25 protein-coding genes, 1 tRNA gene and 2 pseudogenes are annotated in these 23,996 nt (G+C 46.8%); 10 read left to right on the top strand and 18 right to left on the bottom strand.

The annotated features are described in order from the left end of the window. Positions 1-80: 80 nt before the first annotated feature. Entirely contained in the window at positions 81-713 is a 633-nt protein-coding gene (locus HF638_RS01990) for a class I SAM-dependent methyltransferase (RefSeq protein ID WP_169478642.1), read from the bottom strand. 239 nt (positions 714-952) lie between these two features. Here HF638_RS01990 and HF638_RS01995 point away from each other — a divergent pair, with 239 nt between their 5' ends. From HF638_RS01995 to HF638_RS02010, 4 genes and pseudogenes are all read left to right on the top strand, one after another. Then, on the top strand, positions 953-2,107 hold the full coding sequence (locus HF638_RS01995; RefSeq protein ID WP_062833614.1) for a THUMP domain-containing class I SAM-dependent RNA methyltransferase: 1,155 nt from the start codon (positions 953-955) through the stop codon (positions 2,105-2,107). A 215-nt stretch (positions 2,108-2,322) separates the two neighbouring features. Beyond that, on the top strand, positions 2,323-4,323 hold the full coding sequence (locus HF638_RS02000) for an LTA synthase family protein (protein WP_169478643.1): 2,001 nt from the start codon (positions 2,323-2,325) through the stop codon (positions 4,321-4,323). Positions 4,324-4,365: 42 nt separating this feature from the next. Further along, a pseudogene (locus HF638_RS02005) lies at positions 4,366-4,790 on the top strand (cytidine deaminase). Positions 4,791-4,875: 85 nt separating this feature from the next. After that, positions 4,876-5,601, top strand: coding sequence for a DsbA family oxidoreductase (locus HF638_RS02010; protein ID WP_169478644.1), 726 nt, complete (start codon positions 4,876-4,878; stop codon positions 5,599-5,601). Between the two features lie 332 nt (positions 5,602-5,933). Here HF638_RS02010 and HF638_RS02015 read toward each other — a convergent pair whose 3' ends face one another. Beyond that, positions 5,934-6,764, bottom strand: a complete 831-nt coding sequence (locus HF638_RS02015; protein WP_169478645.1) for an aldo/keto reductase — start codon at positions 6,762-6,764, stop codon at positions 5,934-5,936. 202 nt (positions 6,765-6,966) lie between these two features. Here HF638_RS02015 and HF638_RS02020 point away from each other — a divergent pair, with 202 nt between their 5' ends. After that, complete coding sequence (locus HF638_RS02020) at positions 6,967-7,365, top strand: hypothetical protein (RefSeq protein ID WP_169478646.1); 399 nt, start codon at positions 6,967-6,969, stop codon at positions 7,363-7,365. A 100-nt stretch (positions 7,366-7,465) separates the two neighbouring features. Here HF638_RS02020 and HF638_RS02025 read toward each other — a convergent pair whose 3' ends face one another. From HF638_RS02025 to HF638_RS02070, 10 genes and pseudogenes are all read right to left on the bottom strand, one after another. After that, positions 7,466-7,687: a YuzB family protein gene (locus HF638_RS02025; protein ID WP_017689421.1), complete on the bottom strand. Its 222-nt coding sequence runs from the start codon at positions 7,685-7,687 to the stop codon at positions 7,466-7,468. 21 nt (positions 7,688-7,708) lie between these two features. Further along, positions 7,709-8,011 carry a heme biosynthesis protein HemY gene (locus tag HF638_RS02030; RefSeq protein WP_036609727.1) on the bottom strand — a complete coding sequence of 101 codons (303 nt, stop codon included), beginning with the start codon at positions 8,009-8,011 and terminating at the stop codon, positions 7,709-7,711. Between the two features lie 142 nt (positions 8,012-8,153). Further along, positions 8,154-8,411: a hypothetical protein gene (locus HF638_RS02035; RefSeq protein WP_017689423.1), complete on the bottom strand. Its 258-nt coding sequence runs from the start codon at positions 8,409-8,411 to the stop codon at positions 8,154-8,156. 200 nt (positions 8,412-8,611) lie between these two features. Continuing rightward, entirely contained in the window at positions 8,612-9,820 is a 1,209-nt protein-coding gene (locus HF638_RS02040; RefSeq protein ID WP_169478647.1) for a M14 family metallopeptidase, read from the bottom strand. Positions 9,821-10,056: 236 nt separating this feature from the next. Beyond that, positions 10,057-10,866, bottom strand: coding sequence for a glutamate racemase (gene racE, locus HF638_RS02045; protein ID WP_169478648.1), 810 nt, complete (start codon positions 10,864-10,866; stop codon positions 10,057-10,059). 219 nt (positions 10,867-11,085) lie between these two features. Next, entirely contained in the window at positions 11,086-11,463 is a 378-nt protein-coding gene (locus HF638_RS02050; RefSeq protein WP_169478649.1) for a YtxH domain-containing protein, read from the bottom strand. A gap of 189 nt (positions 11,464-11,652) precedes the next feature. Next, positions 11,653-12,567: a DUF4261 domain-containing protein gene (locus HF638_RS02055; protein WP_169478650.1), complete on the bottom strand. Its 915-nt coding sequence runs from the start codon at positions 12,565-12,567 to the stop codon at positions 11,653-11,655. Positions 12,568-12,577: 10 nt separating this feature from the next. Continuing rightward, a complete protein-coding gene (locus HF638_RS02060) occupies positions 12,578-13,039 on the bottom strand; it encodes a DUF86 domain-containing protein (protein ID WP_169478651.1) in 462 nt (153 codons plus the stop codon). Between the two features lie 173 nt (positions 13,040-13,212). Continuing rightward, positions 13,213-13,500, bottom strand: coding sequence for a Dabb family protein (locus HF638_RS02065; RefSeq protein WP_169478652.1), 288 nt, complete (start codon positions 13,498-13,500; stop codon positions 13,213-13,215). Positions 13,501-13,785: 285 nt separating this feature from the next. Further along, a pseudogene (locus HF638_RS02070) lies at positions 13,786-14,178 on the bottom strand (phage holin family protein); the annotation flags it as partial. 438 nt (positions 14,179-14,616) lie between these two features. Between HF638_RS02070 and HF638_RS02075 the strand changes: the two are divergent. Further along, entirely contained in the window at positions 14,617-15,213 is a 597-nt protein-coding gene (locus HF638_RS02075; RefSeq protein ID WP_017689431.1) for a helix-turn-helix domain-containing protein, read from the top strand. A gap of 225 nt (positions 15,214-15,438) precedes the next feature. Here the strand turns inward: HF638_RS02075 and HF638_RS02080 are convergent, their stop codons facing one another. Then, positions 15,439-16,587 carry a sn-glycerol-1-phosphate dehydrogenase gene (locus HF638_RS02080; protein WP_169478654.1) on the bottom strand — a complete coding sequence of 383 codons (1,149 nt, stop codon included), beginning with the start codon at positions 16,585-16,587 and terminating at the stop codon, positions 15,439-15,441. A gap of 159 nt (positions 16,588-16,746) precedes the next feature. Here HF638_RS02080 and HF638_RS02085 point away from each other — a divergent pair, with 159 nt between their 5' ends. Then, positions 16,747-16,965: a hypothetical protein gene (locus HF638_RS02085; RefSeq protein WP_169478655.1), complete on the top strand. Its 219-nt coding sequence runs from the start codon at positions 16,747-16,749 to the stop codon at positions 16,963-16,965. A gap of 67 nt (positions 16,966-17,032) precedes the next feature. Here HF638_RS02085 and HF638_RS02090 read toward each other — a convergent pair. Then, positions 17,033-17,116, bottom strand: a tRNA-Leu gene (locus tag HF638_RS02090). 221 nt (positions 17,117-17,337) lie between these two features. Here HF638_RS02090 and HF638_RS02095 point away from each other — a divergent pair. Together HF638_RS02095 and HF638_RS02100 are read left to right on the top strand one after the other, a co-directional pair. Next, positions 17,338-18,330, top strand: coding sequence for a Gfo/Idh/MocA family protein (locus tag HF638_RS02095; RefSeq protein WP_169478656.1), 993 nt, complete (start codon positions 17,338-17,340; stop codon positions 18,328-18,330). 49 nt (positions 18,331-18,379) lie between these two features. Next, positions 18,380-18,781 (top strand): DoxX family protein, encoded by a 402-nt coding sequence (locus tag HF638_RS02100; protein WP_169478657.1) that lies wholly within the window; start codon positions 18,380-18,382, stop codon positions 18,779-18,781. 94 nt (positions 18,782-18,875) lie between these two features. Here HF638_RS02100 and HF638_RS02105 read toward each other — a convergent pair whose 3' ends face one another. From HF638_RS02105 to HF638_RS02120, 4 genes are all read right to left on the bottom strand, one after another. Next, positions 18,876-20,492, bottom strand: coding sequence for a sensor domain-containing diguanylate cyclase (locus HF638_RS02105; RefSeq protein ID WP_169478658.1), 1,617 nt, complete (start codon positions 20,490-20,492; stop codon positions 18,876-18,878). Between the two features lie 165 nt (positions 20,493-20,657). Beyond that, positions 20,658-21,395 (bottom strand): fused MFS/spermidine synthase, encoded by a 738-nt coding sequence (locus HF638_RS02110; RefSeq protein WP_169478659.1) that lies wholly within the window; start codon positions 21,393-21,395, stop codon positions 20,658-20,660. A gap of 161 nt (positions 21,396-21,556) precedes the next feature. Further along, a complete protein-coding gene (locus HF638_RS02115; protein WP_062833595.1) occupies positions 21,557-22,459 on the bottom strand; it encodes a LysR family transcriptional regulator in 903 nt (300 codons plus the stop codon). Positions 22,460-22,493: 34 nt separating this feature from the next. Next, positions 22,494-22,928: a MerR family transcriptional regulator gene (locus HF638_RS02120; RefSeq protein WP_169478660.1), complete on the bottom strand. Its 435-nt coding sequence runs from the start codon at positions 22,926-22,928 to the stop codon at positions 22,494-22,496. A 170-nt stretch (positions 22,929-23,098) separates the two neighbouring features. On the opposite strand from HF638_RS02120, the gene HF638_RS02125 reads away from it, so the two are divergent. Further along, positions 23,099-23,977, top strand: a complete 879-nt coding sequence (locus tag HF638_RS02125) for an SDR family NAD(P)-dependent oxidoreductase (protein ID WP_169478661.1) — start codon at positions 23,099-23,101, stop codon at positions 23,975-23,977. The last annotated feature ends 19 nt before the right edge of the window (positions 23,978-23,996 follow it).

Consider the following 23,996-nt stretch of genomic DNA (forward strand, 5'->3'; position numbering starts at 1 on the left):
AATCTGGACAAAAAGAAGAGACGACACTCCCCTGACATTCAAGGTGTGCCGTCTCTTCTTTTTGTTACCTCAACCTCTTCTCACTTCACCCAAGCAAGTACGAGCCCATCGTAGTCCGGCAACATCGTCGTCACCAGACGCGGGTCACTTGCCATCTGTTCATTGAAGCGACGAACCGCAAGCACGGCCGGACCCTGCTTGTCCGGATTCAGCGTACGACCACGCAGGAAACAGTTATCACCCACAATGACCGCACCTGGCCGAGCAAGCTTGATGGCATAGTCGAGATATACCGGATAGTTTTCTTTGTCTGCGTCAATAAAGAAGAAATCGAATGTGCGACCTTCCTGTTCCAATTGTTCCAGGCTGTCTGCCGCCGGGCCAATCCGGTACTCGACCTTTTCCCCAAAACCGCCTTCTTCCAGATGACCACGCGCCATTGCCGCATATTCCTCTTTCAGTTCCAGAGACGTCAGGGTTCCTTCCTCACGCAATCCGCGTGCAATGCATATCCCACTGTAACCGCCTAATACGCCGATTTCGAGCGCAGCTTCCGCTTTGGATGTCTTGGCTAGAAACGTGAGCAAACGTCCATACGCTGCAGCAACCGAAACTTCCGGCATGCCGTTCGAACGGATGGCCTCTTTCACTTTCAGCAAAAGGTCATCCTCTTGAAATAATTGATTTACATATTCATCAGGGGTCAGATTCACCACTAAAATCCTCCTTGGACACTTGGACTGCTTTCCATATGGATGCCAATGTTCTATAATAAATGTTTGTTATCAACACAGGCGGTTGACTGGTGCACTCCCTCGAAAGAGGAATGCATACGTTCACCGCATTTCTCATTGTAAGTTTTTTCACGGAAAGCGGCAAGGCCGCACCGTTACTATACAGCAGAGAGAAGGATTTCCCTTCTCCAGCTTGAAATGGAGTTGAAATGAATCACATGGCTCAATTGCAATTGATTGCGACCTCGGCGATGGGACTCGAGGCTGTTGTTGCCCGGGAACTGAAGCAACTGGGGTATGAGGATGTTACGATCGACAATGGACGGGTTTTCTTCACTGGGGATTATATTGATATTTGCCGGTGTAATCTGTGGCTGAGAAGTTCGGATCGGGTATTGGTCAAAATGGGTGAATTCCCTGCTACAACATTCGACGAATTGTTTGAAGGCACCAAAGCACTTCCATGGGAAGAGTGGATTCCTGCTGACGGCGAATTTCCTGTAGAGGGTCGCTCCCAAAAATCTCAGTTGAGCAGCGTGCCTGCATCACAAGGGATCGTGAAGAAAGCAATCGTAGAGAAACTGAAACTGACTTATGACACGGAGTGGTTCCCAGAGGATGGGTCTCGTTATGTGATTGAGGTCATTCTGCTGAACGATCGCGCCTTGCTTACTTTAGATACGACGGGACCAGGTCTGCATAAACGGGGGTATCGTAAACTCGTAACCGAAGCACCACTGAAAGAAACGCTTGCTGCAGCTCTTATTCAGCTCAGTCGCTGGAATGTATCCCGTCCCTTCTATGATCCATGCTGTGGATCAGGCACAATGCTGATTGAAGCCGCTATGATCGGATGGAACATTGCACCAGGACTTCGTCGGACTTTCAACTCCGAGGACTGGGCTGTCATTCCTGAAGAATTGTGGGAACAGGCGCGCGAAGAAGCATTCGATGCTGTACGTGACGATATCCCGTTACAGATTTCAGGTAGCGATATCGATCCCGAAGCGATTGAAGTTGCTATGGCAGCGATCAAAAGTGCCGGCTTCGCCAAAGATATTGAAGTTAGCGTCCTGCCCGCTCATCGCGCCAGACCACAGGGTGATTATGGTGTCATCATTACCAACCCTCCATATGGTGAACGTTTGAGTGAAGAGAAAGAAGTTCAGAAGTTGCTCCGCTCATTAGGGCGCAGTTACCTCGACATGCCAACATGGTCCTTTTTTGCAATCACGTCAACCAAAGCTTTCGAGGAGTATTTCGGTCATAAGGCAGACAAGCGTCGCAAGTTGTTCAACGGACGAATCGAAACCCAGTACTATCAGTATTTGGGCCCACTGCCCCCACGCAATAAAGCACCACAATCTTCTTAAAGTATTGCAAATACAGAGTGCTCCTTGCCATCCATGGCTTGGGCACTTTTTTGTGCGCTTTTCCGATCATATGAATCAGCCGTCATTGGCCTTCGTTTGGACAGAAATCAATTCTCCCTGGGGCATAGTTGAAAACCCATGAGGCCACGCTATAATGGATGGAGCCCTATTTTACATTCCGATTACAAAACAACGAAAGCAAGGGGGACATACATATGGTTGTCACTCGGCCTACGCGCAGCTCCATGCCACGCGGGCTTCTAAATCATCCACTAACGTTATATCTTATTTTTCTTGTGCTCATGATGCTCAAACTCATCTGGCTCCATCACAATCTTCATGCCTACAACATTACGATGGGACTGCTGGATAAAGTCATTGCCATTGGATCATTACTGCTCCTGTCCTTCTGGACCTGGTGGCTGCCTCGTAGAGGCATGATCGTCTCTCTGGCCGTGCTTAACCTGCTGCTTACCGCACTAATCTATGCCGATATGGTGTATTATCGCTATTTCCAGGATTTCTTGACCATCCCGGTATTGTTACAGGCCAGACAAGTTGACGCATTAGGGGACAGCATCGCTACACTAATCTACACAAGCGATCTCTGGTTCTTTGCTGATTGGCTTGTCGTCATTCCGTTCGCAGCTATCGTACTATTCGGCAGACGTTACCGTTCGAAGCATTCCAGTGCATCTGATCATGGCTATGGAGGTTATTCGTACAATGATGGCAAGGCACGGTTACGCCGTCGTCTTACCGCTGGCAGCATTGCCCTTGTGCTGGGACTCGGCCTCGCTGTCGGCCCGATTTATTTTTACAGTAAAACATGGGCCAAGGGCCTGTTCGATAACAACTGGTGGAATGTATCCATGTACAATGTGACCGGACTTCTCGCTTTTCACGGTTATGATCTGTACAACTATGCCAAAGACCACATTGGCTCCGGGCCGCAGGCTGAACCCGCGGATGTTGAACAAGCAAAGGCATTCTTTGCTGAAAGGCAAGGAGCTGAACCACAGAACGATACTTTGTTTGGCAAATATAAGGACAGCAATGTCATCATTGTCCAGGGTGAGGCTTTTATGAACTTCATGATTGGCCAGAGCATTGGCGGTCAGGAGATCACACCGCATTTTAATGAACTGATGAAAGAAAGTCAGTATTATAGCCACTTTTACCACCAGACAGGTCAGGGCAGAACGTCAGATGCCGATTTTGGAGCAAACATTTCCCTACATCCGCTTCCGGTTGGATCCGCGTTTGTACGCTATGCAGACCATACGTATGATTCCCTTCCTTCTATTCTGAAGGATAACGGGTACAGCACCAACGTATTTCACGCTTATGAGAGTGGCTTCTGGAATCGATATACGATGTATCAGAACATGAAGTACGACAAGTTTTATAGCAAAAATGATTTTGCACAGGATGACCCGCTTGGCTGGTCCTTGTCTGACGAATCCTTTTTCCGCCAATCCGTTGAGAAAATGAGCAGTGAGGTTACCGAACCGTTCTATTCCTTCCTCATTACACTCAGCAGTCACCATCCATACGCCTTACCTAAAGAAAAGCAGCAGCTGGATGTAGGCGAGTTCCAGGGTACGATGTTCGGTGATTATCTGCAATCCGTTCATTACGTGGATTCGGCGCTCGGCAAGATGGTGGAGGATCTAAAAAATCGGGGATTATGGGAAAATACCATCTTTATGTTCTACGGGGACCACGACAACTCGATTAAAGAACAATCCCAATACGAACAGTTCCTGGGACGTTCACTGAACGAACTGGATATGGCACAGATCATGAACGAGGTGCCTCTGCTCGTGCATTTACCGGACGGAGCAGCTGCCGAAACCATCGACGAACCTTCGGGGCAACTGGACATCACGCCATCCGTGCTACATCTGCTCGGCTTGTCCGACAAGTCCTATTATCATATGGGTAACGACGTATATGATGGGTCTGCACGTATGGTTGTGCTGCGTAATGGTGCATTCTCGGATGGTTCTGTGTTCTATATTCCATCGGATGATTATGTCTACGAGAATGGCGCTTGTTATGACCTGTCCTCACGTGACAAAACAGATATCAATGCTTGCCGTCCCGCCCATGACGAAGCAACCAAACGATTGCATGTCTCGGACACCGTGATTACCTATGATTTGATTCAGCGCTTCCGAGAGGAAGACAGTTCAACAGCAACATCTCAATGAGCAATATCGTAATGACAAGCTAAAAAGGGGAACTCTCATTACATGACATCACACACAGGACCATTTAATATTGAAAAACAATTGTTCGATGCAGCCGCAAACTTTTACAGCAACGTTATCCTCAGGGATGGGGCGGTGCGGGTGCAGTCTATACCGAAGCTGGTTCCCTGCTGATTAGCGTAGCTCCATAGGTCATCAACGATGCCACGCATCTGTGTATGGAAACAGGGGCTTATCTGGAGGCCCACAAATTGAATGAACGCGTCACCCACTCCCTCTGTATCGCTCGTGATGACGAGCATTCGGAATTCAAGGTCCTTACGCCCTGCGGCGTATGCCAGGAACGATTGTTATATTGGGGTGAAGAAGTTAAGGCTGCCGTATATGATCCTGCTGGTCAGTTGGTCTTCAAAAGACTGGACGAGATTCAACCTTACCATTGGTCCAAGGCATACAGGGATAAATAGCAAACTCCTTGCGAATTATAGAAAGTGGCTTTATAATTGTAACTATATTAGTTTCAACTATATGGATGATGGAGGTTTTAACAATATGAATATCGAGATATGGTCTGATTTTCTGTGTCCATTCTGTTATATCGGCAAACGCCGCCTAGAGAATGTATTGCAACAATTTCCACATCGTGATGAAGTGAAGCTGCAATTCAAAAGCTTCGAGCTTGATCCAAATGCTGCATTGAACCCAGGCAAAACCAATACGGAATATTTGGCTTCCAAATATAATATTAGCGCGGAACAGGCACAAGGCATGAATGCTCAGATGAATGCCAATGCTCGCACAGCAGGACTGGAATACAATATCGATGCCATGATTCCTACCAATTCTTTCTCAGCTCACCGGTTAACGCATTGGGCGGATACACAAGGCAAAGCGCTTGAACTAAGCGAGCGGTTATTCCAAGCTGTGTTTATTGAAGGTAAACACTCCGGCGACCCTGAAGTCTTGGCTCAGCTGGCAGAAGAAGTAGGTCTGGATCGCGATGCAGCTGCGGCAGTACTGTCCAGCGATCAATTCACCGACAATGTCCGCGCTGACCAAGCAGAAGGCGAGCAACTAGGCATCCGCGGTGTACCGTTCTTCGTGTTCGACCGCAAGTTCGCCGTATCGGGCGCTCAGCCGGACGAGGTATTCCTGGATGCCATTCAGAAAGCATGGGACGAACGTTCCCCATTCACCATGGTTGAATCCAGCACAACAGAAACAGACGGCAGTGGCATCTGCACAGATGACGGATGCGAAGTCCCGAAAAAAAATTAAGCCAATTCAAAAAAAAGCAGCAGGATTAGGGAATATTCCCCGATCCTGCTGCTTTTTTATATGCTAAACACCACTCTAGCTCATTGTATATATTTGTGTTTGATGAACAGTTACTGTGGAGGGGAAGGAATCGATTCTGAAGAAGCGGAGCGTTCGCCTGAAAGCTTTCTGCAAGAAAGCTGCATCGGAAGCATAAGCTGTCTTCAAATTTTATCCTCTGAGAAGAGGAATCAAAAAAAAATTGGAGACAACAGCGATCGAAAGAACAATCCGTAACCGGAACAAACACAAGTAGTTCATCAAATACTTATATTCAATTAGCGTCTACCCACTCAATCCCAAAACATCTGATCCGGATGTGGACCCGTCCGCTTATCCGAATCCAGCGCATCAATTAACTTCAACTCATCAGGTGACAATTCAAAGTCAAAGATGTCCGCATTCTCACGAATCCGCTCGGGGGTAACCGACTTCGGAATCGTCACAATCTGGTTTTGAATGTCCCAGCGCAAAATAATCTGTGCCGGTGTTTTCCCATATTTCTGGGCCAATGCCTTAAGTGTCGACTCTTGGTTCAGCTTACCCTTCATAATAGGACTCCATGCCTCCAGTTGAATTCCCTGCGCCCCGCAGAAATCCTGAAGTTCCTGCTGGATCAGACCCGGATGCAGCTCTACCTGATTCACCGCAGGCACCGTTCCACCTTCATCTATGATATCTTGCAAATGATGTACTTGAAAGTTACTCACACCAATCGCACGAATGCTTCCTTCGCTATATAGACGTTCGAACGCTCTCCACGTCTCCTTGTACTGGTCTCTGCCAGGCCAGTGAATTAAGTAAAGATCAATCACATTCAGTCCCAGTGCCTTCTGACTGGCTTCAAATGCTCTCAACGTTGAATCAAATCCCTGATCCTCGTTCCAGAGCTTGGTCGTCACAAACAGTTCGTTACGGGCAACACCACTGCTTGCGATAGCTTGTCCCACTTCTTCCTCATTGCCATAGATGGACGCGGTATCAATACTCCGATACCCGACCTCCAAAGCCGTCTCGACCGCCTGTTGCACTTCCTTGCCTTTTGCTTTATATGTTCCAAATCCTAGCCATGGCATCGTTACTCCGTTGTTCAGAATCGTACAATCTGTAATATGTTTTGTCATTCTGTACCTCCCGTATGGAATTTTGCCTGCTCTTGTTCTATTAACCTTCTCACAGAATTTTAAGCGACCATTCGACATACTGTCGGAGAAGGACCATGGATCGGACTCGGGCCTTTCTTATTTCTCTTTTTCATTTTTGTCGTAACCTTAACCTGTCTTGCTGCGTTTATAAGGTACCCATCCCGGTTTAGGAGGAAATCATTTGAAGAAAATAGTATTGACTCTGTGCATGTTGCCCATGCTCATTTGGATACAAGGTTGCGCTCCTGCAACATACGAGATAACAGGCTATACGGGATCATACATTAACCCAGACATTCCAGTTCCAAGCAATGCCACGCTTATTGAAGGCATAGCTTATTCCGATGATCCTAACCTTAAAAAAGGCGCTAACTACGAATTGAAACATATTGGGGGTGAGCAAGGACTATACCCACCAATGGATTATTTTCAGAAGTTAGCGGATACAGGTTGGGTCGAATTGGAGGAAAAACGAATGGGACATGTACATTTTCTGAAAAAGGATACTACCGTCATAGCCATTGAAATTCGAGAAGATACCTTCGAAATTACTGAAATGATCAAAGACGCTATAGAGTAACACATCTTTTCACTCCTACCCAAACGCAAAAAAGGAGAGGCACATCGCCCCTCCTTTCCGATGTGTGGACAGTTTTCTCCACTCACCTTGTTACATCCTATTACTTCACGAACTTTGCGACTTTGGCGAGCACTTCTTCTTCTGTCGGAGCACTAATGTACCGACCGTTGATAAAGACAAACGCACGTTTCGCGCAAGGTCCGCAATAGGATTTGCACCCAATCTTGATCTCCGTGTCCGGAGCCATTTTCTGCAACTTGGGCACAATCGATTTCAGTCGGACATGATTACATTTTTCGCATACGCGGATATCGTTAGCCATGAGTTCCCCTTCTTCGCGCCCTTAGTGGTCGCCGTGATTACCTTGGGACGGATTCGTAATAACGAAGCCCTCTTCCGGGAAGTAGAGGTAGTCAATTTTAACACCGTTCAACAAAGGCTGATCATTCGCGAGAATGACATCAATCTCTTTATCGGTAGATACAACCGTATCATTTTCTTTTGGTGTGTCGATATCCAGGCCGTAGTGAGCATGGTCACCATGTGCATGGGTGATGACAACGCGCAGTTTTTTTCCTTCGTTCTCCGGCTTGTCCAATTCAAGCTTCAATACTTTAGCAGCATTACGCGTAATTTTGCAGTTCATTCTCTTCATCTCCTATATTGTAATTGCTGGTTTCAACAATTTCAGCATTCTTAAACTACAGCATCTATTGTAAAGAAAGTTACCGCTCTTCGCAATAACATTGATGCGAATTCATTGTTAAACCTATCCATTTAGGTACAAATTAAGAAGGAGCCCCTTCCTGAAGCACAGGATATTTGCGTTCTGCACGGCTTACAAACCAGTTCATCAGAATCAACGTCACCCCGATATCATCGATGGGCATAAACGGCATGACGTCCGGAAGTACCCAGTACAACAAGGCTGGAATAATAAACAACAGCTTTTCTCCCAAAGGAATCTGCGGAGCCCGGAGCAACCGGGGGAGCCTTTTGAAAACTTGTGTCCATCGTTTGAACGACAGCAGTCTTCTCCACTTCATATGAATCCCTCCGTAACATTATATATGTCGGTAAAACGACACGCACATCATTATCCGTTCTTGAAAAACCATTCAGAACCAATGAAGTAGTATGTGATTTCAAAAAAAATAAAAACGGAACGTCGCTTATAGCGTCCGTTCCTGTTATACGAATAATCTACCGTTAAGTTTCACACCTTCTTAACCAAGCCCTAACTTCATTACCCATTGGATAACAGTTCAGCCAGCAACATTCCGACTTCTATACAGATATCATCAAACTGTTCTACGGGAAGCGGATTAACACCCAATCCGACTTCCACCGTGAAGCCCGGTTTACCAAACGCTTGGATAAACCAGTCTTTGTATCCGGCATCACTACCGCCAAGCTTCACTGCCTTGTAGCCCGAAGCTTTGGCGAGTCTGCGTGACAGCGGCGCACTCTCTCTGGGTTCCAGATCACGGTAGTTCCAATAGATCTCCTGTCCCTGACTATGCAGAGAGACAACCGCAGCGAATGTGTGCTGCTGCGTCCACTGCGCAAGTGCCTGCGCCTCCGGTTCTGTCAATGGAGCTGTTCCTGCATAATCCCGGGGGCCAGGTGAGGTCACACCTCTTCTCGCTGCCTCTTCATCCCAATGGGCGGGAAATTGATCATTCAGATCCACCCCTCTGATGTTAGCCTTCCAATGTGTAAAATGAGATCTGCCAGCATTCCAGGCTAACAACTGCTGTGCATGTGGATGCTGATTGACCACACCTTCCTGAACTAGTTCGACCCCGTCCGGATTAACCATCGGCACTGCCCAGAGTGTTGTCTCTTGCATCCAGCGTTCTGTCTGAAATTGATGCCATGCCTTATGCGTGCTATATGCCTGGGCATATTCTTCAATAAATTTCATCAGAACTGCTGTTGTCAGCCACTCATTAGCATGAACGGAAGCGTTAACATGAATATGTCTCTGCCCTTGCCCGATACGCAAATAAGGCAGTGACTTACCCATGACACTTGTTCCGATTGAACCCGTCTCGATAAATGGGTATTCATTCTCAAGCTTGTCTATATCCCTGATTAATTCTCGATAACCATACTCTCCCTGAATCTTCACAATAGTTTTTCCATTCGAAGCCGGAATATGAATACAACGCCCAACCCAGTCGGCAATATTGGCGATTTCGGGATTGGCCTGGCGTAACACCTCTTCGTCCAGACCAAAGCGCGCTGCAATCCCCCCTACACTTTCTCCAGGCGACACAGCGTACCTGCGACCAGTCCCGGGGACAATACGTAACATCTGACCTGCCAGAAGGTAAGGCTGGGAGGCCGCTTCTGGGTTTAGTGCAGCAAGTAACTCTTTGGTCATATGGTGTGCTGACGCAATTCGCGACAGCGTATCTCCCCGCTGAACGATAATCCACTGCTGTTCCATGTTGTGCTCCTTTCCACAGGAAAAGACGGTTCTCCTGTCCGGTTCTCACCAATCACCAATTTCGTGTCTGTATTATATATATGCAAGTCGGGTTGTCCGTCATGTGACATGAATCATGTTCATCGCCTCTTCATGCGGAATTATGACAAAAAATCCCGGAACTCCACAGTTCCGGGATGTCGCACAGCCAATGGCATTATTTTATAAGTCCTAACCTCGCATACTTAAGCGTATAACTATGGTAATTGCGTCACCTGCCAGACCACAGGGGTCTTCGAGATCTGCTCTCCCAACCATCGGCGGGTGATATTCTGGAACATGCGTGGGTCGCCAGTGCAGAAAAATTGATGCACCGGGGTCTCATCCCCACTGGCCAGCTTTCGTTTATCATATAAAATCGTACTGATTTCCCGTGCCGTTTCATCTGCCGAACTGATCAGCTTCACTTCCTGTCCCATAACATCCTGAATGGTGTCCATGAGAAAAGGATAGTGCGTACAACCCAGAATAAGACAATCTATTGGCTGCTGTTTGATCTCATCCAATGATTGCTCCACCGTATGTGTCGTGTGCTCGGAACGAAATTCACCTTGCTCCACCAACGGCACCAGCGCCGGACAAGCCTGACTGACCACATCGATGTAGGGGGACAATTGCTTGAGTGCCGATGTATAAGCCCCACTGCCAATGGTACCCGTGGTACCAATCACACCAATACGTCCTGTACGTGTCGCTGTGATTGCGGCCCGCGCACCTGGATGGATAACACCGATGACAGGCACATTCACCTTGGCACGGATATAATCCAGCGCGGCTGCTGTCGCTGTGTTACAGGCGATAACGATAACCTTCGGATCGAATTGGATCAAGAAATCAACGATTTGTTCCGTAAATTGTTTCACTTGTTCGGACGAACGGGGTCCGTACGGTGTCCGGGCAGTATCCCCAAAATAAATGATCTTTTCCCGCGGGAGCTGACGCATCACTTCCTTGGCGACGGTCAATCCCCCCACACCGGAGTCTAATATAGCGATTGCTTGCTGCACGAACACACCGCTTCCTTCTTCATTGAATTGGTTCTCAAACGATTGTTTCCAAAGCTTTCTTCCTACCGTATGAACATTCTGGCAAAAAGGTACCTACATCTTACCCGATTTCATCGCAGGGTTCAAATAAAATCCCGCGCACTGTGTCATCTATGTATGGACACACAACAAAGCAGGCTCTCCTCTATATCGAGGAAAGCCTGCAATTCCAAGCTTTGCTTAGTTGTCGTCCTTGGACTCATCCACAGGAAGCTTCGCTACAATGTCGATCCCGGACTCATCTGCTACTTTGTCCGTATCGGGTTCTGTAATGACTGCGGAAATGCGGATTTCTTTGCCTTCAGCGCAGTTCCGCCAGGATTGAATATCCTGAATTACGACATCCGCGGTCTCTTTGACCTTGGATACGATCTGTGAGCTTTGTTCCCCCACTTTGCCAGCCAGTTCCTGACCTTTCTCTGATACTTGACGAGCACCTTCCGTAATGTCCTGACGAAGTTCACGTCCTGATTTCGGTGCCAGCAACAATGCCGTTACTGAACCTACCACGGAGCCGATCAGAGCTCCCCACAACAAACTTTTGTTAGAATCCTTCACGTCACATCTCTCCCTTTACTTTCGTTTAAGTACCGGATCAGAAGCAACGGCCTGTCGCTCACCCATCCGGGCGAATGCCTACTCTGTTGATGCATTATAAGCAGCACAGGCTTGACTTGACACTCCAGATGTTAAAAATAATCTGAACGTGCTCTTTGCACCTGTATTTTCTCAGCATTTCACATAAACTCAGGTCTGACGAGCCGGCTCCAGATCAGCCGCCGCATGCTCATCCCCAGGGTGCAAATCAACGACATAGCGTCCTGGTGCAATCAGTGCCGCCTGATGCTCACAACGCCAGCGGCGTCCGCCGGAAGAACCCAGTGTCTGTCCATCTTGCAGAACATCCCCCTGATCAAATATGTAATACGCTGCGCCCAGTAAGGTCTGGGCCACCGTATCCGGATCAAGACCGACGAAGTGACACTGTACATCAGGCACACCCAGTGCAGATAATCCTACTGTGTCCATGACCAACTCACGCTGTTCCTCCGTACCTCCGGCCTGATACATTCGAACGTTCATGGCCGCATACAGATGTTCCTCACGTTCCTGTGCTTGTGCATATGCTTCCGGTTCAACCAACTTATCACTGCCGTACCAATACAGCGCATCACAAGATAAGCTCTCCATGGTTGCCAGTACAGTCTTCTGGAACAGCTCGAGGCGCTCTTTGCGAGGCATGGCTGCTGTGAACATGTCATGTATCCGAATGGAGTAACGCGCAGCTTCTACAGCTTGTCCTGCTTCCGGCCAATGCCATGCTTGCTGCAAAGCTCCGCCAAAGCGTGCACGATCTGCAATTTCATTGACAGGAAGCATACAGGTCTGTGCAGGGATATCTCCTTCCTGGAAAGATACCTTGTGGTTCAGATGATAGAAGACCAGCATTTCATGGTCCTGCTCTGCGCCGCCTTGCTTCACATCCAGTCGGACTTGTCCTGTGTGACGAATCATCGCCTCCTGCAATCGCAGGCGATCCACCTCCGGACGTTCCCGGAACAAGAGTTCAACCATATATACCGGATGGAATCCGGAAGGTGTTTCATTTGTATCTTTGCTTTCAGTATTCACTTCATTGAATTCTTTTGATTCATTTGTCATGCGATTTCCCTCATTCCTTACGCTGTCCCTCGGGCTGTGCCGCATTGAAAGGACCAAGTTCTTTTTCCACGTAGTCGCTAACCTGTGTAATAAAATGTTCAAGTACACTCGGTAACTCTACGCTAAGCGGATGAAGCTCAGCCCGCTCCCAACTGTAATAATCCTGCACCAGCGGCTTACGTAACGTGACAAGCTGACGCAATACCTCATAGGTCGCATTATCAAAAACCTTTTCTTCATAATTAATCTGAATAATATCATCATAGCTGCTCGCATCTCTCATGATGAAGCCGTCAATCAGATAACTCCCCACATCGGTAACAATTTCAATCGCCAGGTGAAGACAACGTTCCTGTACCATCCCCAGCATGAGACTGCCATCCCAGGCCTGAGCTGCCCGGCGAAGCCCTTCGGCCACTTCCGGTACAGCAGCAAGCCGGCGGGCAATCTGTTCTCTGTTCACATAATACATTCGTCCACTTCCCGTTCAGTGAGTTATCGGTTACGTTTCCCTCTTCGCTTAAGCCAGAATATCATCACAGGACAAGCGATCAGAAACACAATAAAAATATATAGAAATTCCATAACGTCTCTTAAATCGCTCATGCAGAGTCCCCTTTATCTCAACGTAGTGTGAATGACAGATTAGATTTCGTAGTCCACTGCAATCGACTGTTCTCTGACTTCATTCATATACTTGATTACTTCCTGATGGAGCGGGTGCACCTGATACGCCTGAAGATCCTCCAGTGATGCAAATTCCGCTGTAAGTGAAATGTCGAATGATCTTTCCGAGCGAAGCACATCAATCCCGATTTCAAGTGAAACCAGAACATCAATTTTACCATCCAGATTGCGAAGCACCTGGGCAGCGGCTTCAATACTTTCTGGTGAGCGATCTTTCATTTTGAACAGGACAATATGTTTTATCATCTGAGCAAGCACCTCGTTTAGTATAATAGTAGATATGAATGAATTTTCGTGTATCCAAAATATATCATAACGTCCTCTATTACGAAAGGTTACTTGCAAACGTTCTCTTGAGATGAAAAACTAATCCGAACCGTTTCCTTTCGGTTCGGATTTCTCTTGAGATCCATCCTCCGTCTGTTTCGTGGATTCATTCTGCGAAGTTTGTCCTGTTTCAGACTGTGGCTTGATGCTGTCCGTGGTTTGCTGCGGTTTGGACCATTCCCGATTCGTCAGATACTCCTGATCTTCCTGCTTCTTCAACACGGCAATGGCCTGTCTGAGCTTCCCTGGCAATGGAAGTCCGATTTTGGCATAATTCTCGGTAATCGAAATCAGTTCATTCACCAGATAGAAATAAATGGCTCCGCCTTTGATAATATCGGTTCCCATCAGCAGGTCAATTCGGTGGGCAAGCAAGACAACGGTCAGCATGAGCCCTTTGCGAGCAATCCCCCAGAACCCAATGTTGCTATTCAACCCTGTACCCGTTCTTACCGCCGCTGCCAAACCTGTGATATAATCCACAGCCATTGCGACCGCGAGCAGGCTCAGCAGTTGATCCCACCCGCCAAAAGCAAACGTAACAAATGCTCCCGAGATAGCAGCAAAGGCATTCACAGATAGATTCACGTTCCTCACCTCTCCCTTACACTTGAGTACCCTACAATATATGTAAGAGTAAGAGATTTGACAGGTCACATGTCATGCTGAACTTGCGGATTTATCATTTCAGATTTGTGCACATCCTCTATGCAACCGGGTAACGAAAATCACAGGTTTTTGGGGAATTCAGGGAAATAAACCGCATCATATCAACAAAAATAGATAAAAGTTCTTTAGACCTACAAATGAGTAATTAGAACTATATTATTTTTATTCCTGTTCAATTTGTTCCCTCATTTTTAGTGAAACATTGTAATCTAGGAATATACTAGGATGTGAATTGCGCATGGTCTAGTTCGTAGTTCCCTCTTTATTGTGAATTGACGCATTGACGCATTTGTAACCGGTAAACCCGGCACTTGAAAGTACCCCGTTGTTTATTGTAGTATTTGGTTAAAAAAAATCGGAGGAAATATGCCTAATCAACCAGAACAACATTCCATCCAGGCGTGGTCTCTGATCAACCGTAAATACTTGGGAAAAGGTGTCCGTGTTAAACGATTCCGCAAACCGACACGCTGTCAAATCCGCAATCGTGTTCTTCTTGCCGTGCTGATGGCCAATGATATCAAGTTATCTCAGCTCGCTGAAGACCTCTCCATCTCTTCACGCAGTGTCAGTGCGTGGGTGTATGAAGGACGGATACCCGGCAGTACCAATTTGGACAAGACTTGCCAATTACTCGGCTACCCGCGTCATATTCTCTTCAATGAAGAAGTGGTCCGCAATAGCCCTGTCATATGTCAACCCGAGTCATCTCGCTTCATGAAGCGTACAGTGACCCGTTCTCCGGTTAGTAACCGTATTCTGACAGGCTTGTGTATGGTCCATGATTTGTCGGTGACAGATGTCAGCCACTGGATCGGGGTTCATCCCGGCACTTTCCGCAAATGGCTGCATCAGGGAACGCTGCCTTCTGCTGCGTTTCAGGAACAAGCGGAGCAATTTTTCCGCATCCCGAAAACTATTTTGTTCGCAGATGTCATCTTGAAAGATCGTCGCAACAACTAAATAAGCGAACAGCCAAAAGGCTCTGCTCTCCCTTAAGGAGGCCAGAGCCTTTTTAAATAAACTGCATCCCTTCTCTCCCGAACCTGAAGTGCTCTCCTGGCTCTTCTGGCGGTAATGTCAGATAATCTACCCTTCTTCGCCTTTTGCTTCCAACCAGAGCCATTACAGTGCTCTACAAGCTAAGCTTATACAACTCAAGAAGACCGTTCTTCATGAAAGTCATCCTTACCTTGTGTTCAACACTTCATTAATATATTTCAATCCGGTATATCGAGGACGAAGCGTATGCGCTGTCGTGAACGCATGCTCCACCATCTCCGAAGTTACACCCAATTGTTCAATAGTCACAGGTCCGCCTACTTGTTCCAACCATTCGATAAGCTGAGAAGGCTCCGGCAAATGGTCATATATCCCAAACACGGGTTCGCCCGATGTCTGTGCAAGTTCTTTATATTTTACAGTAAGTAATGTACAAGCTACGCCAACTTTCGCACCATGCAGAACCGGTCTGTCACCCGCTTGCATCAGATCCATCTCCAAGATATGAGATAGGTGGTGCTCACCTCCAGATGCTGGACGGGAATGGTCAATGATCAGCATGGAGATGCCCGAAACGATCAGCGCATCCATTAATACAGCTACTCCCTCAGCTCGTCCCTCTGCAATCGCTTGCACATGTTCTATACAGCTGTTCAGCGCTTCTTCTGTCATCCGATAAGCGACTGGACAGAACGGTTCCCCGCCCAGATCACGAGAAACAATCCAGTCTGCAAGGGAAGTATATTTGCCAAGCATATCTCCGAATCCGGCAGCCGTCATCACTTGTGGAGCTTGCTCCAGGATATTCATATCGGCAAAGATGGCCTCAGGCGGAACAGCCTGAAATGTCTGTTTGATTCCGCTTACAATTAAGGGTGCACCTGCAGAGGTAAACCCATCCACTGAAGCCGCTGTCGGTATGGACAGAAAAGGCTTGTTCATTTTGGAACATACAAATCGCACCAGATCATGGATGGTACCTGAACCCACGGCGATGACAGCCTGACTTTCCAGGTTCACACCCAACATGACCTGTACAATAGCTGCTTCATCCGCAACGATATCACCCGTACGATTCTCCGTCAGAGCGATCTCATCCACATGAATTCCCGCTTCCCGTATACTGCTCAAGACATCAGATCCAGCGGCCTGTAATGTATGTCGATCATAAACAACCGTCACCCGACCGTATTCTCGCTCAGACAAATAACCTGGTAACCTCTGAATGGCCCCAGCTTCCAGATGAATCAGCATATCCACCACTCGGTGTTGATGGCCGCAAGTGCACTCCTGTGCTTCCTCATTCCACGCTGCAATTCGTTCGTTCATAATCATTCGCTCTTACCCTCCCATATGAAATATCATGCATAATTACCTGGTTAAAACCACAAAATGAAAAAAGGAAATAAAATGTGATGATTTTCCTGATCACACTTTACTGCCTGTACCCAATATTTGCAAATCCATATCTCACATTTCCAAGTAGGTGAATCGATGAAATTAACCAAAAAATTAGGAATTTCGCTCGGATTTCTCGCTGGAACCACTTTTGGCAGTGGTGTAGCATTTTTGTTTCGTCTCCAGTCGCTCGAAGTGGTTGCCAGTGTTACGCTATTCGGTATTGCAGGAGCCATTGCCGGGATCATCACGGCAGTCATTCTGCGCCAGCGGCAACATGAGAATGCTAGCAGCAAAATGCCGGATTCACACTAATGATCCACAAAACAAAAAAAGGTTCGTGAATTGCCCTAGAGCAACTCACGAACCTTTTTTTGTTAGATGCGGTCGAGAGGACTCGAACCTCCACGGGGGTTAGCCCACACGGACCTGAACCGTGCGCGTCTGCCAATTCCGCCACGACCGCATAATATGTATCTCCTCATCCATCGATGAAAAGCGTTCCGGTGAAGCAATTCCTTGTTTTACCGTAATTCAGAGTATACATGCTCCAAAATAAAAATGCAACTTCTTTTTTCTTTATTCATGAATAGGACATATGTCCTTTTTTATCAATTTCAAACACCCTATCGTAGAATTAAACAAATACTCCACTCATACGAATGAAAAATAAAGGAGAGATCCACTTTGAAGACAGCTAGTCTTTGCTTTATCGGTGCAGGGTTTCATGCATCCACGAATATACATCCTTCTGTTGTTGAAGCCGGAGCGCAGATTCAGGCCATTGCCACTCGCAGTACCGAACGTTCTGAAGCAGCTCTGCTGCGTTTTGGCAGCAACGGAAAAGCGTATGACAATGCTCAACTTATGTTACAGCAGGAAACTTGTGACGGAGTCGTTGTGGTTGCACAGCCTATAGATCAGACCGCTCTTGTCCTTGAATGTATTCAGGCTGGCAAGAATGTATACGTGGATAAGCCGCTCGGATGGAACGCAGCGGAAGCCGCCACTGTAGCAGAAGCTGCCGAAAAGGCTGGTGTTGTCGTCATGGTCGGTTTTATGAAACGTTATGCTCCGGTATATATGAAGCTCAAGGAACTCATTGATGGTGGTTCGTTAGGTAAGGTACGTTCATTCCAGATGAAGTTCGCTGTTGACAGTACACCATTTTGCAAGGATGAGGAACAATTCATGAAGCTCGCTGCCATTCATATGGTCGATCTGATGCGTTTCCTGTTCGGAGAAGCCGTGCGGGTTACAGGCACAACCGTGAAGGACGGGGAACATATTAACCAGAGTATTTCAATTTTATTCGAAAATAACGTCGTGGGCAGTGCGTACTTTACCGGCATGAGTGCATGGTCAAGAGAGAGCGAAAGTGTGCTCGTCACCTTTGATAACGGATTTGCGTCAGCTGAAGAGATCAACACACTCACCGTTCATCAATCCCGCAGCTCGGACAGCCTTCCCTGGAAATCTCTTGAAGAGCAAGATACTGTTTATACCCCTTCTGGCTCTCCCATGTCTGGAGCTTATCGAGACCTTTATCTGCGTGGGTTCGTTGGTGAAATGGCTCATTTCATCGAATGTTGCCAGAATCAGTCTATCCCACATTCCAGCGCCAAGGATAATATTGGAACGATGGCGCTATGCGACTCTATTCTGTCGTCACTGAAGTGACGCATTTACGTTCACCATTTTATTCATCCAGAGAAGAGGAAATAATCATATGTTGGACACAGGCCTACTCATCATTCGTCTCGTAATTGGTATCATTATGGTCGGACATGCATGCAAGAAACTGTTTGGCTGGTTTGGTGGCGAGGGTGTATCAGGGACGGCTGAATTCTTCGGGGCGATTGGTCTGCAGCCTGCCAGGACCATGGCCGTGTGTGCCGGACTTGCCGAATTAATCGGTGGATTCCTGTTTGGAGCCGGTCTATGGATAATCATTGGTGCCGTTCTGCTCATGATTACCATGATCGTAGCGATCCTCAAAGTGCACGCAGACAAAGGACTATGGAATCTGAATGGAGGATTTGAATATAACCTTGTGATGCTTGGATCGTTACTTGGTGTTGCCCTTGCTGGTGCCGGGGCTTATTCCCTCGACGCCCTGCTATTGCTATAATATACCGTTTTATCACTACGAACCTCGGATGTTTCGCCAGACGTATACAAGACAAAAGAAGCTGTCCCTTGTTCCTAGGGATCAGCTTCTTTGCTTATTTGATAACCGTCTGGATCGTAACCGTACGATTACGCCCCTCTTCCTTCGCTTGATACAGTGCATTATCTGCCAAGTGAAACAATTCTGTCGCTGTTGTGGAGTGCTTCGGATATTCAGCAATCCCAGCCGAGATAGTGACGGAACGATCTATAGGCAAATTACTTTCCTCAACCGTTATACGGATACGTTCAGCAATCTCAAAAGCCACGTTGGACTCGGAATTCCTTAACAAGACTACAAATTCCTCTCCACCAAACCGAGCGCAGACATCTTCTGGTCGAACAGACAATTGAATGATATTGGCAATGTGTTTCAGCACTTCATCCCCTGCATGATGCCCGAATGTATCATTAATGGATTTGAAGCGGTCAATATCCAAAACAATAATGGAGAATGGAACTTCGTTCTGAATCCAATCCTGGATAACCTCTTCGAAGGTTCTACGATTGTTCATGCCTGTCAAGACATCTGTTCGGGCGTCATAGGCTAGCTGGTTCGTCTGTTTCCTAAAGTTCGCCATCGCGCCAACCACTGTTCGGGTGAGAAGATCCGCCTCTCTGTTCCAGTGAGGCTTCATCACAGGCAGCTCCACTTGTCCTTTATCAACTTGATTCACCAGATCCGCCAACATAGCAAAAGGACTGGCCAGTTTGCGTGCAACCCGCACTACAATAAGGGTCAAAATCAGGAAAGGCACTGAAGTATACAGCAACAACATACGAATATGATGATTCAACTGATCATACACCGTTTGGGTTGGAGACACGATCACGACGCCCCAGTCTGTTGATGGGACTTTGTAATAACCCGCAAGGGAGTCTACACCTGCCAGATTTTTGTACTGTTCTTTCCCCGTCTCGTCTTGTAGCAGCTTCTGCACTACTTCATTTTTACTGACATTTTCACCAATTCGATTCGTGTTCGGATGAAATAACAAGGTGCCCTTCTGATCTACAATAAAAAAGTAGGAACCATTGCTTGTCTTGAGTTGACTCCCAAAGGAGAGACTCAAGATATTATCTTCCTGCAAAAAAATATTTCCACCGATCGTCCCTTGGTACGCTCCTGTCGAATCAAAGATCGGTTCACTGACAAATACAATTCGGCGCTTCGTTCTTGGCGTCTGATACGCTTCGGAGATATATGAAGCCCTCGATTTAATCGCTGCTTTTGCTGCATCAGAACTCACATGCTGACCTACGCTGGCCTGTGAATAGGGGGATATGGACCTGACTACTCCCGTTTCATCCACCAGAGCGACAGAATTAAAAAAATTGCTGCTATTCCGGATCAAATCTAGGGTGGAATTCAACTGCTCCGTATCAGAGTAGTCCATCTCCGGGAAATACTTGGCTGCATATTTCAAGCTATCCTGCATGGAATAAAAAAGCGAATCCAGCGTTTGGCTCATTTGCACTGCGCTCGCATAATTTAGCGACAGGGTGTTATCAATGAGTGACTGTTTCTGAGATGTATAAGATGAGATAACCATGATGGTCAACGTCATTAAAACTGAAATGGTGACCAACCCGCCGAGCAAAGCCGTAAGACTGATCTTCTTGATATTTTTGATTTTTCTTCGTAATCTGGATGTTCTGTTCTCTGCGATCATTTTATAACTTCCCCCGGATTTTCATGAAAAGGCATATTCCCTCTATCTTATACGAAAGTTGTTAAGATCAAATAAAGAGTTTATGAAGTCTTAACAATTACATCGTAAGATTGACGATTTAATGACATTTTACTTTCCCTGGAAGAATCACTGTTCAGAATCGCCCTAATCAACAATGATATATCCTTCATCTGGCTCTTGTTCAACAAACCCTGCCATCTGACGAACCTGAAATTCGATCGGGTGATGACTACCCATTAAAATGCGATTTTGAACTTCATCCGCTGTTTCTGTAGGCAATGCGAATGCACGTGTATAGGCAAACTGTCCCTGAAGTGTCGTATAGATCGCATTGACAAGCCGATCGTTGCCCGCACGCCCGAACACATTAAGAATCACAGATCCATCCGAGTCCAGCTTGTCCTTGACCATCGCAAAAAAATCACTGGATATAAACTGCTCGGGTGTACCCGTTGCCGTAAAGGCATCAATAATAATATAATCATATGTCCCAGCAGGTTCCTGTCCTAATAATTCACGACCATCCCCAATGAGCACAGGGCTTCCCTCATATCCAAAAAAGGTCTGGCTCAACTCTGCGACTTCTGCGTCCAGCTCAGCCACCTTGACCTGACGATCAGACAAGTAGGTTGGCAATGTGCCAATACCATGTCCCACCACAAATACGGTATCAAATTCAGGATCATTCCGCTCCATTAGATGCACTATCGCTCTGGGATACTCCAGCACCATCCGGGCAGGCTCATCCAGATCCATTGCACCCTGCACAGCTGCGTTGGAGAATTCTAATACACGAAACCGTCCCTTCTCTCCATAAAGCCTTTTTATATCATATACCGTCAGCTCATGCTGTTCACTTTTATTTCGATACAGAACTCTCACTAACCGTTCTCCCTTCGTACGCTTACACCTATTCGACAGATACCTTCATTCTATTACACGGGATGACAACATACCAGCCCATACTTGAACGATCATAGTCGAACAAAAAAACCGTTTCCGATCATACGGAGACGGCTTTTCTTATGAACCTTTCAACATCATTAAGACCCTATGGCCTCATGCAGTGCCTGTACATATTCTACGCCCAGATTCGAGAGAGAAGTACTCTTGTGACTTATCCATCCTACATTAATGGTTTCCTCGCATTCCAGCGGAACAGGAATAATCTCATTACCGTTCAAGTCGGAGCTGAGTACTCCAGTAGATATCGTATAACCATTTAAACCAATCAACAGATTAAACAACGTTGCCCGGTCATTGACCTGTATGCTTTTGGGATGAGATAACGTACTGAGAATTTCTTCGGAAAAATGAAAGGAATTGTACTCTCCCTGGTCAAAGGACAGGTACGGATAATCCTGCAGTTGCTCAATCGCAACCGATTCTTGCTTCGCCAGCGGGTTCTTCACACTGATAAAGATATGGGGCTTGGCTGTAAACAGGCTCGTGAAGACCAATCCCGCGTCTTTTAACAATTTGTTAATTACCTTGGCATTGAATTCATTCAAATACAGAATGCCAATTTCACTACGCAGGCTTTTCACATCCTGGATGATCTCGTAGGTCTTCGTCTCCCGAAGCGCCAACTCGTATTCATCCTGACCATATTGCTGTACCAGACGAACAAAGGCATTCACTGCAAACGCATAGTGCTGTGTCGATACGGAGAAATGCTGCGGCGATGGCTTGGCGTTCAGATACCGGTTTTCCAGCAGTTCGGCTTGCTCCACCACCTGACGTGCATAACTCAGAAACTCGACGCCTTCTTTGGACAGCGATATGCCCTTATTGGTACGTTCAAAAATGGTAATGCGCAACTCCTGCTCCAAATCTCGAATGGCATTCGACAGGCTGGGTTGCGAGATAAATAGCCGTTTGGCCGCTTCATTCATCGAGCCACGCGTAGCAACCTCAATTACATATTTTAATTGTTGTAGGGTCAAAGTTGAACTCCTCTTTTCACTGTCAATTGTACCATCAGGAGAAAATGTTCTTTTTCTCCAACATAGACATCTGGTTCTCCCCGGTAATAGGGCATTCATCAGGATACATACTTCGTTTATCCAACTTCTCGTCGATAAAATCAACCACCTGCTGTAGCGAAGCAATCTGTGCTTCAACTTTCTTTCGATGGTTCACCAGCATCTCTCGTTCCTCCGGGAAATCTGCGAGATCCGATTCCATGGACATCTGTAGATAAGGCTTCATTTCCTCCAGAGACATGCCAGTTTTTTTCAGGCAAGTGATCAACTTCATCGTATGAATATCCTCCGGGCGGTATACCCGATGGCGATTGGCTTTGCGTTCAGCTCGGGGAAGCAGTCCGATTTTCTCATAATAACGAATCGTATCTTCTGATAATCCGGCCTGGTCCGACGTTTCTTTAATGGAGAACACAACATTCTGGCTCATCCTATGGCCCTCCTCCGCATTCATCTCTCTCCATATTACAACTTGGAGTCAGCTCCAAGTCAAGCATGATTCGTTCCAATCTACCCTCTTGACTTGGAGTCGACTCCAAGTTATAGAATGAGCGCAGCATACAGATTCGTTCTGTAATCCCATTCTATCTGGAGGTATTTATGAATATACAAAATCAGCCTCGCACCGCTCTCATCACAGGTTCAACATCAGGAATTGGCCTCGAACTGACACGCAGGTTACTGGCTGAAGGATGGCAAGTGATCGGTCTCAACCGTTCCACTTTCCCGTCCGACGATACTGAAATTCAGAACGCCTTACGTTCGGGCCAGCTCCGTTTGGTTCAGGCTAACCTGACCAACTACGACAGTTTGAGAATGGCACTGAATCAGATTAAATCCGATACCGATTCGATTGATGTTTTGTTTAACAATGCCGGAGGCAGTGCTGCCGAACTTCGGTTTTCTGACCAGGAGCATGAAATGCACTTTGAACTTCAGACTGTTGTCCCATACATCATCTACATGGAAGTAGTTGAGCTATTACTCAAAGGGAAGATGAAAACAGTCGTCAATACTTCCACCACCGCGTTTAATATGGTCAAACAATTTGATCTGAACATCCTAGAACGTCCAGCTGAATTCAAAAAACTGTTTGGTCCCTATGCCACTTCGAAGCTCGGCCTATCTCTATGGACACGCGAGGTTGCCAAGTCTGCCAAAGCGGATGGCATACACCTGCTAAGCGTAGACCCCGGAGGAAATAATACGCTAAGGGGCAACAAAACATCCGGCCTGCCCTTCTACATCAAACCCGTCATGAAATGGTTCTTTCCTCATCCAAGTCATGGCGCTTCATTGCTCTACAATGCGGCCTTATATCCAACCAGACACGAATCCGGTGCGTTCCTGGTTAAAAATAAAGCGAAAGCACTTCGTTTCACAGAGCAAGGTCCTGCCGTTCTACATCGAGTAAATGAGATCTATGAGCAGCGTTTTCGTACAACGCAGTCTGGAAAGGCCACAATCACTCCATCTTAACCATGATGGCCCGCAAGCA

The sequence above is a fragment of the Paenibacillus sp. SZ31 genome (genome assembly GCF_012912005.1).
GTDB lineage: Bacteria > Bacillota > Bacilli > Paenibacillales > Paenibacillaceae > Paenibacillus.

Bases quoted from the DNA above. Each gene is read 5' to 3' on its own strand.
- HF638_RS02030 (WP_036609727.1), bottom strand. From the start codon at position 8,011: ATGAACTGCAAAATTACGCGTAATGCTGCTAAAGTATTGAAGCTTGAA.
- HF638_RS02055 (WP_169478650.1), bottom strand. From the start codon at position 12,567: ATGACAAATGAATCAAAAGAATTCAATGAAGTGAATACTGAAAGCAAA.
- HF638_RS02075 (WP_017689431.1), top strand. From the start codon at position 14,617: ATGCCTAATCAACCAGAACAACATTCCATCCAGGCGTGGTCTCTGATC.
- HF638_RS02040 (WP_169478647.1), bottom strand. From the start codon at position 9,820: ATGGAACAGCAGTGGATTATCGTTCAGCGGGGAGATACGCTGTCGCGA.
- HF638_RS02060 (WP_169478651.1), bottom strand. From the start codon at position 13,039: ATGTATTATGTGAACAGAGAACAGATTGCCCGCCGGCTTGCTGCTGTA.
- HF638_RS02010 (WP_169478644.1), top strand. From the start codon at position 4,876: ATGAATATCGAGATATGGTCTGATTTTCTGTGTCCATTCTGTTATATC.
- HF638_RS02105 (WP_169478658.1), bottom strand. From the start codon at position 20,492: ATGATCGCAGAGAACAGAACATCCAGATTACGAAGAAAAATCAAAAAT.
- HF638_RS02035 (WP_017689423.1), bottom strand. From the start codon at position 8,411: ATGAAGTGGAGAAGACTGCTGTCGTTCAAACGATGGACACAAGTTTTC.
- HF638_RS02125 (WP_169478661.1), top strand. From the start codon at position 23,099: ATGAATATACAAAATCAGCCTCGCACCGCTCTCATCACAGGTTCAACA.
- HF638_RS02015 (WP_169478645.1), bottom strand. From the start codon at position 6,764: ATGACAAAACATATTACAGATTGTACGATTCTGAACAACGGAGTAACG.
- HF638_RS02000 (WP_169478643.1), top strand. From the start codon at position 2,323: ATGGTTGTCACTCGGCCTACGCGCAGCTCCATGCCACGCGGGCTTCTA.
- HF638_RS02120 (WP_169478660.1), bottom strand. From the start codon at position 22,928: ATGAGCCAGAATGTTGTGTTCTCCATTAAAGAAACGTCGGACCAGGCC.
- HF638_RS02085 (WP_169478655.1), top strand. From the start codon at position 16,747: ATGAAATTAACCAAAAAATTAGGAATTTCGCTCGGATTTCTCGCTGGA.
- HF638_RS02080 (WP_169478654.1), bottom strand. From the start codon at position 16,587: ATGATTATGAACGAACGAATTGCAGCGTGGAATGAGGAAGCACAGGAG.
- HF638_RS01995 (WP_062833614.1), top strand. From the start codon at position 953: ATGGCTCAATTGCAATTGATTGCGACCTCGGCGATGGGACTCGAGGCT.
- HF638_RS02025 (WP_017689421.1), bottom strand. From the start codon at position 7,687: ATGGCTAACGATATCCGCGTATGCGAAAAATGTAATCATGTCCGACTG.
- HF638_RS02065 (WP_169478652.1), bottom strand. From the start codon at position 13,500: ATGATAAAACATATTGTCCTGTTCAAAATGAAAGATCGCTCACCAGAA.
- HF638_RS02100 (WP_169478657.1), top strand. From the start codon at position 18,380: ATGTTGGACACAGGCCTACTCATCATTCGTCTCGTAATTGGTATCATT.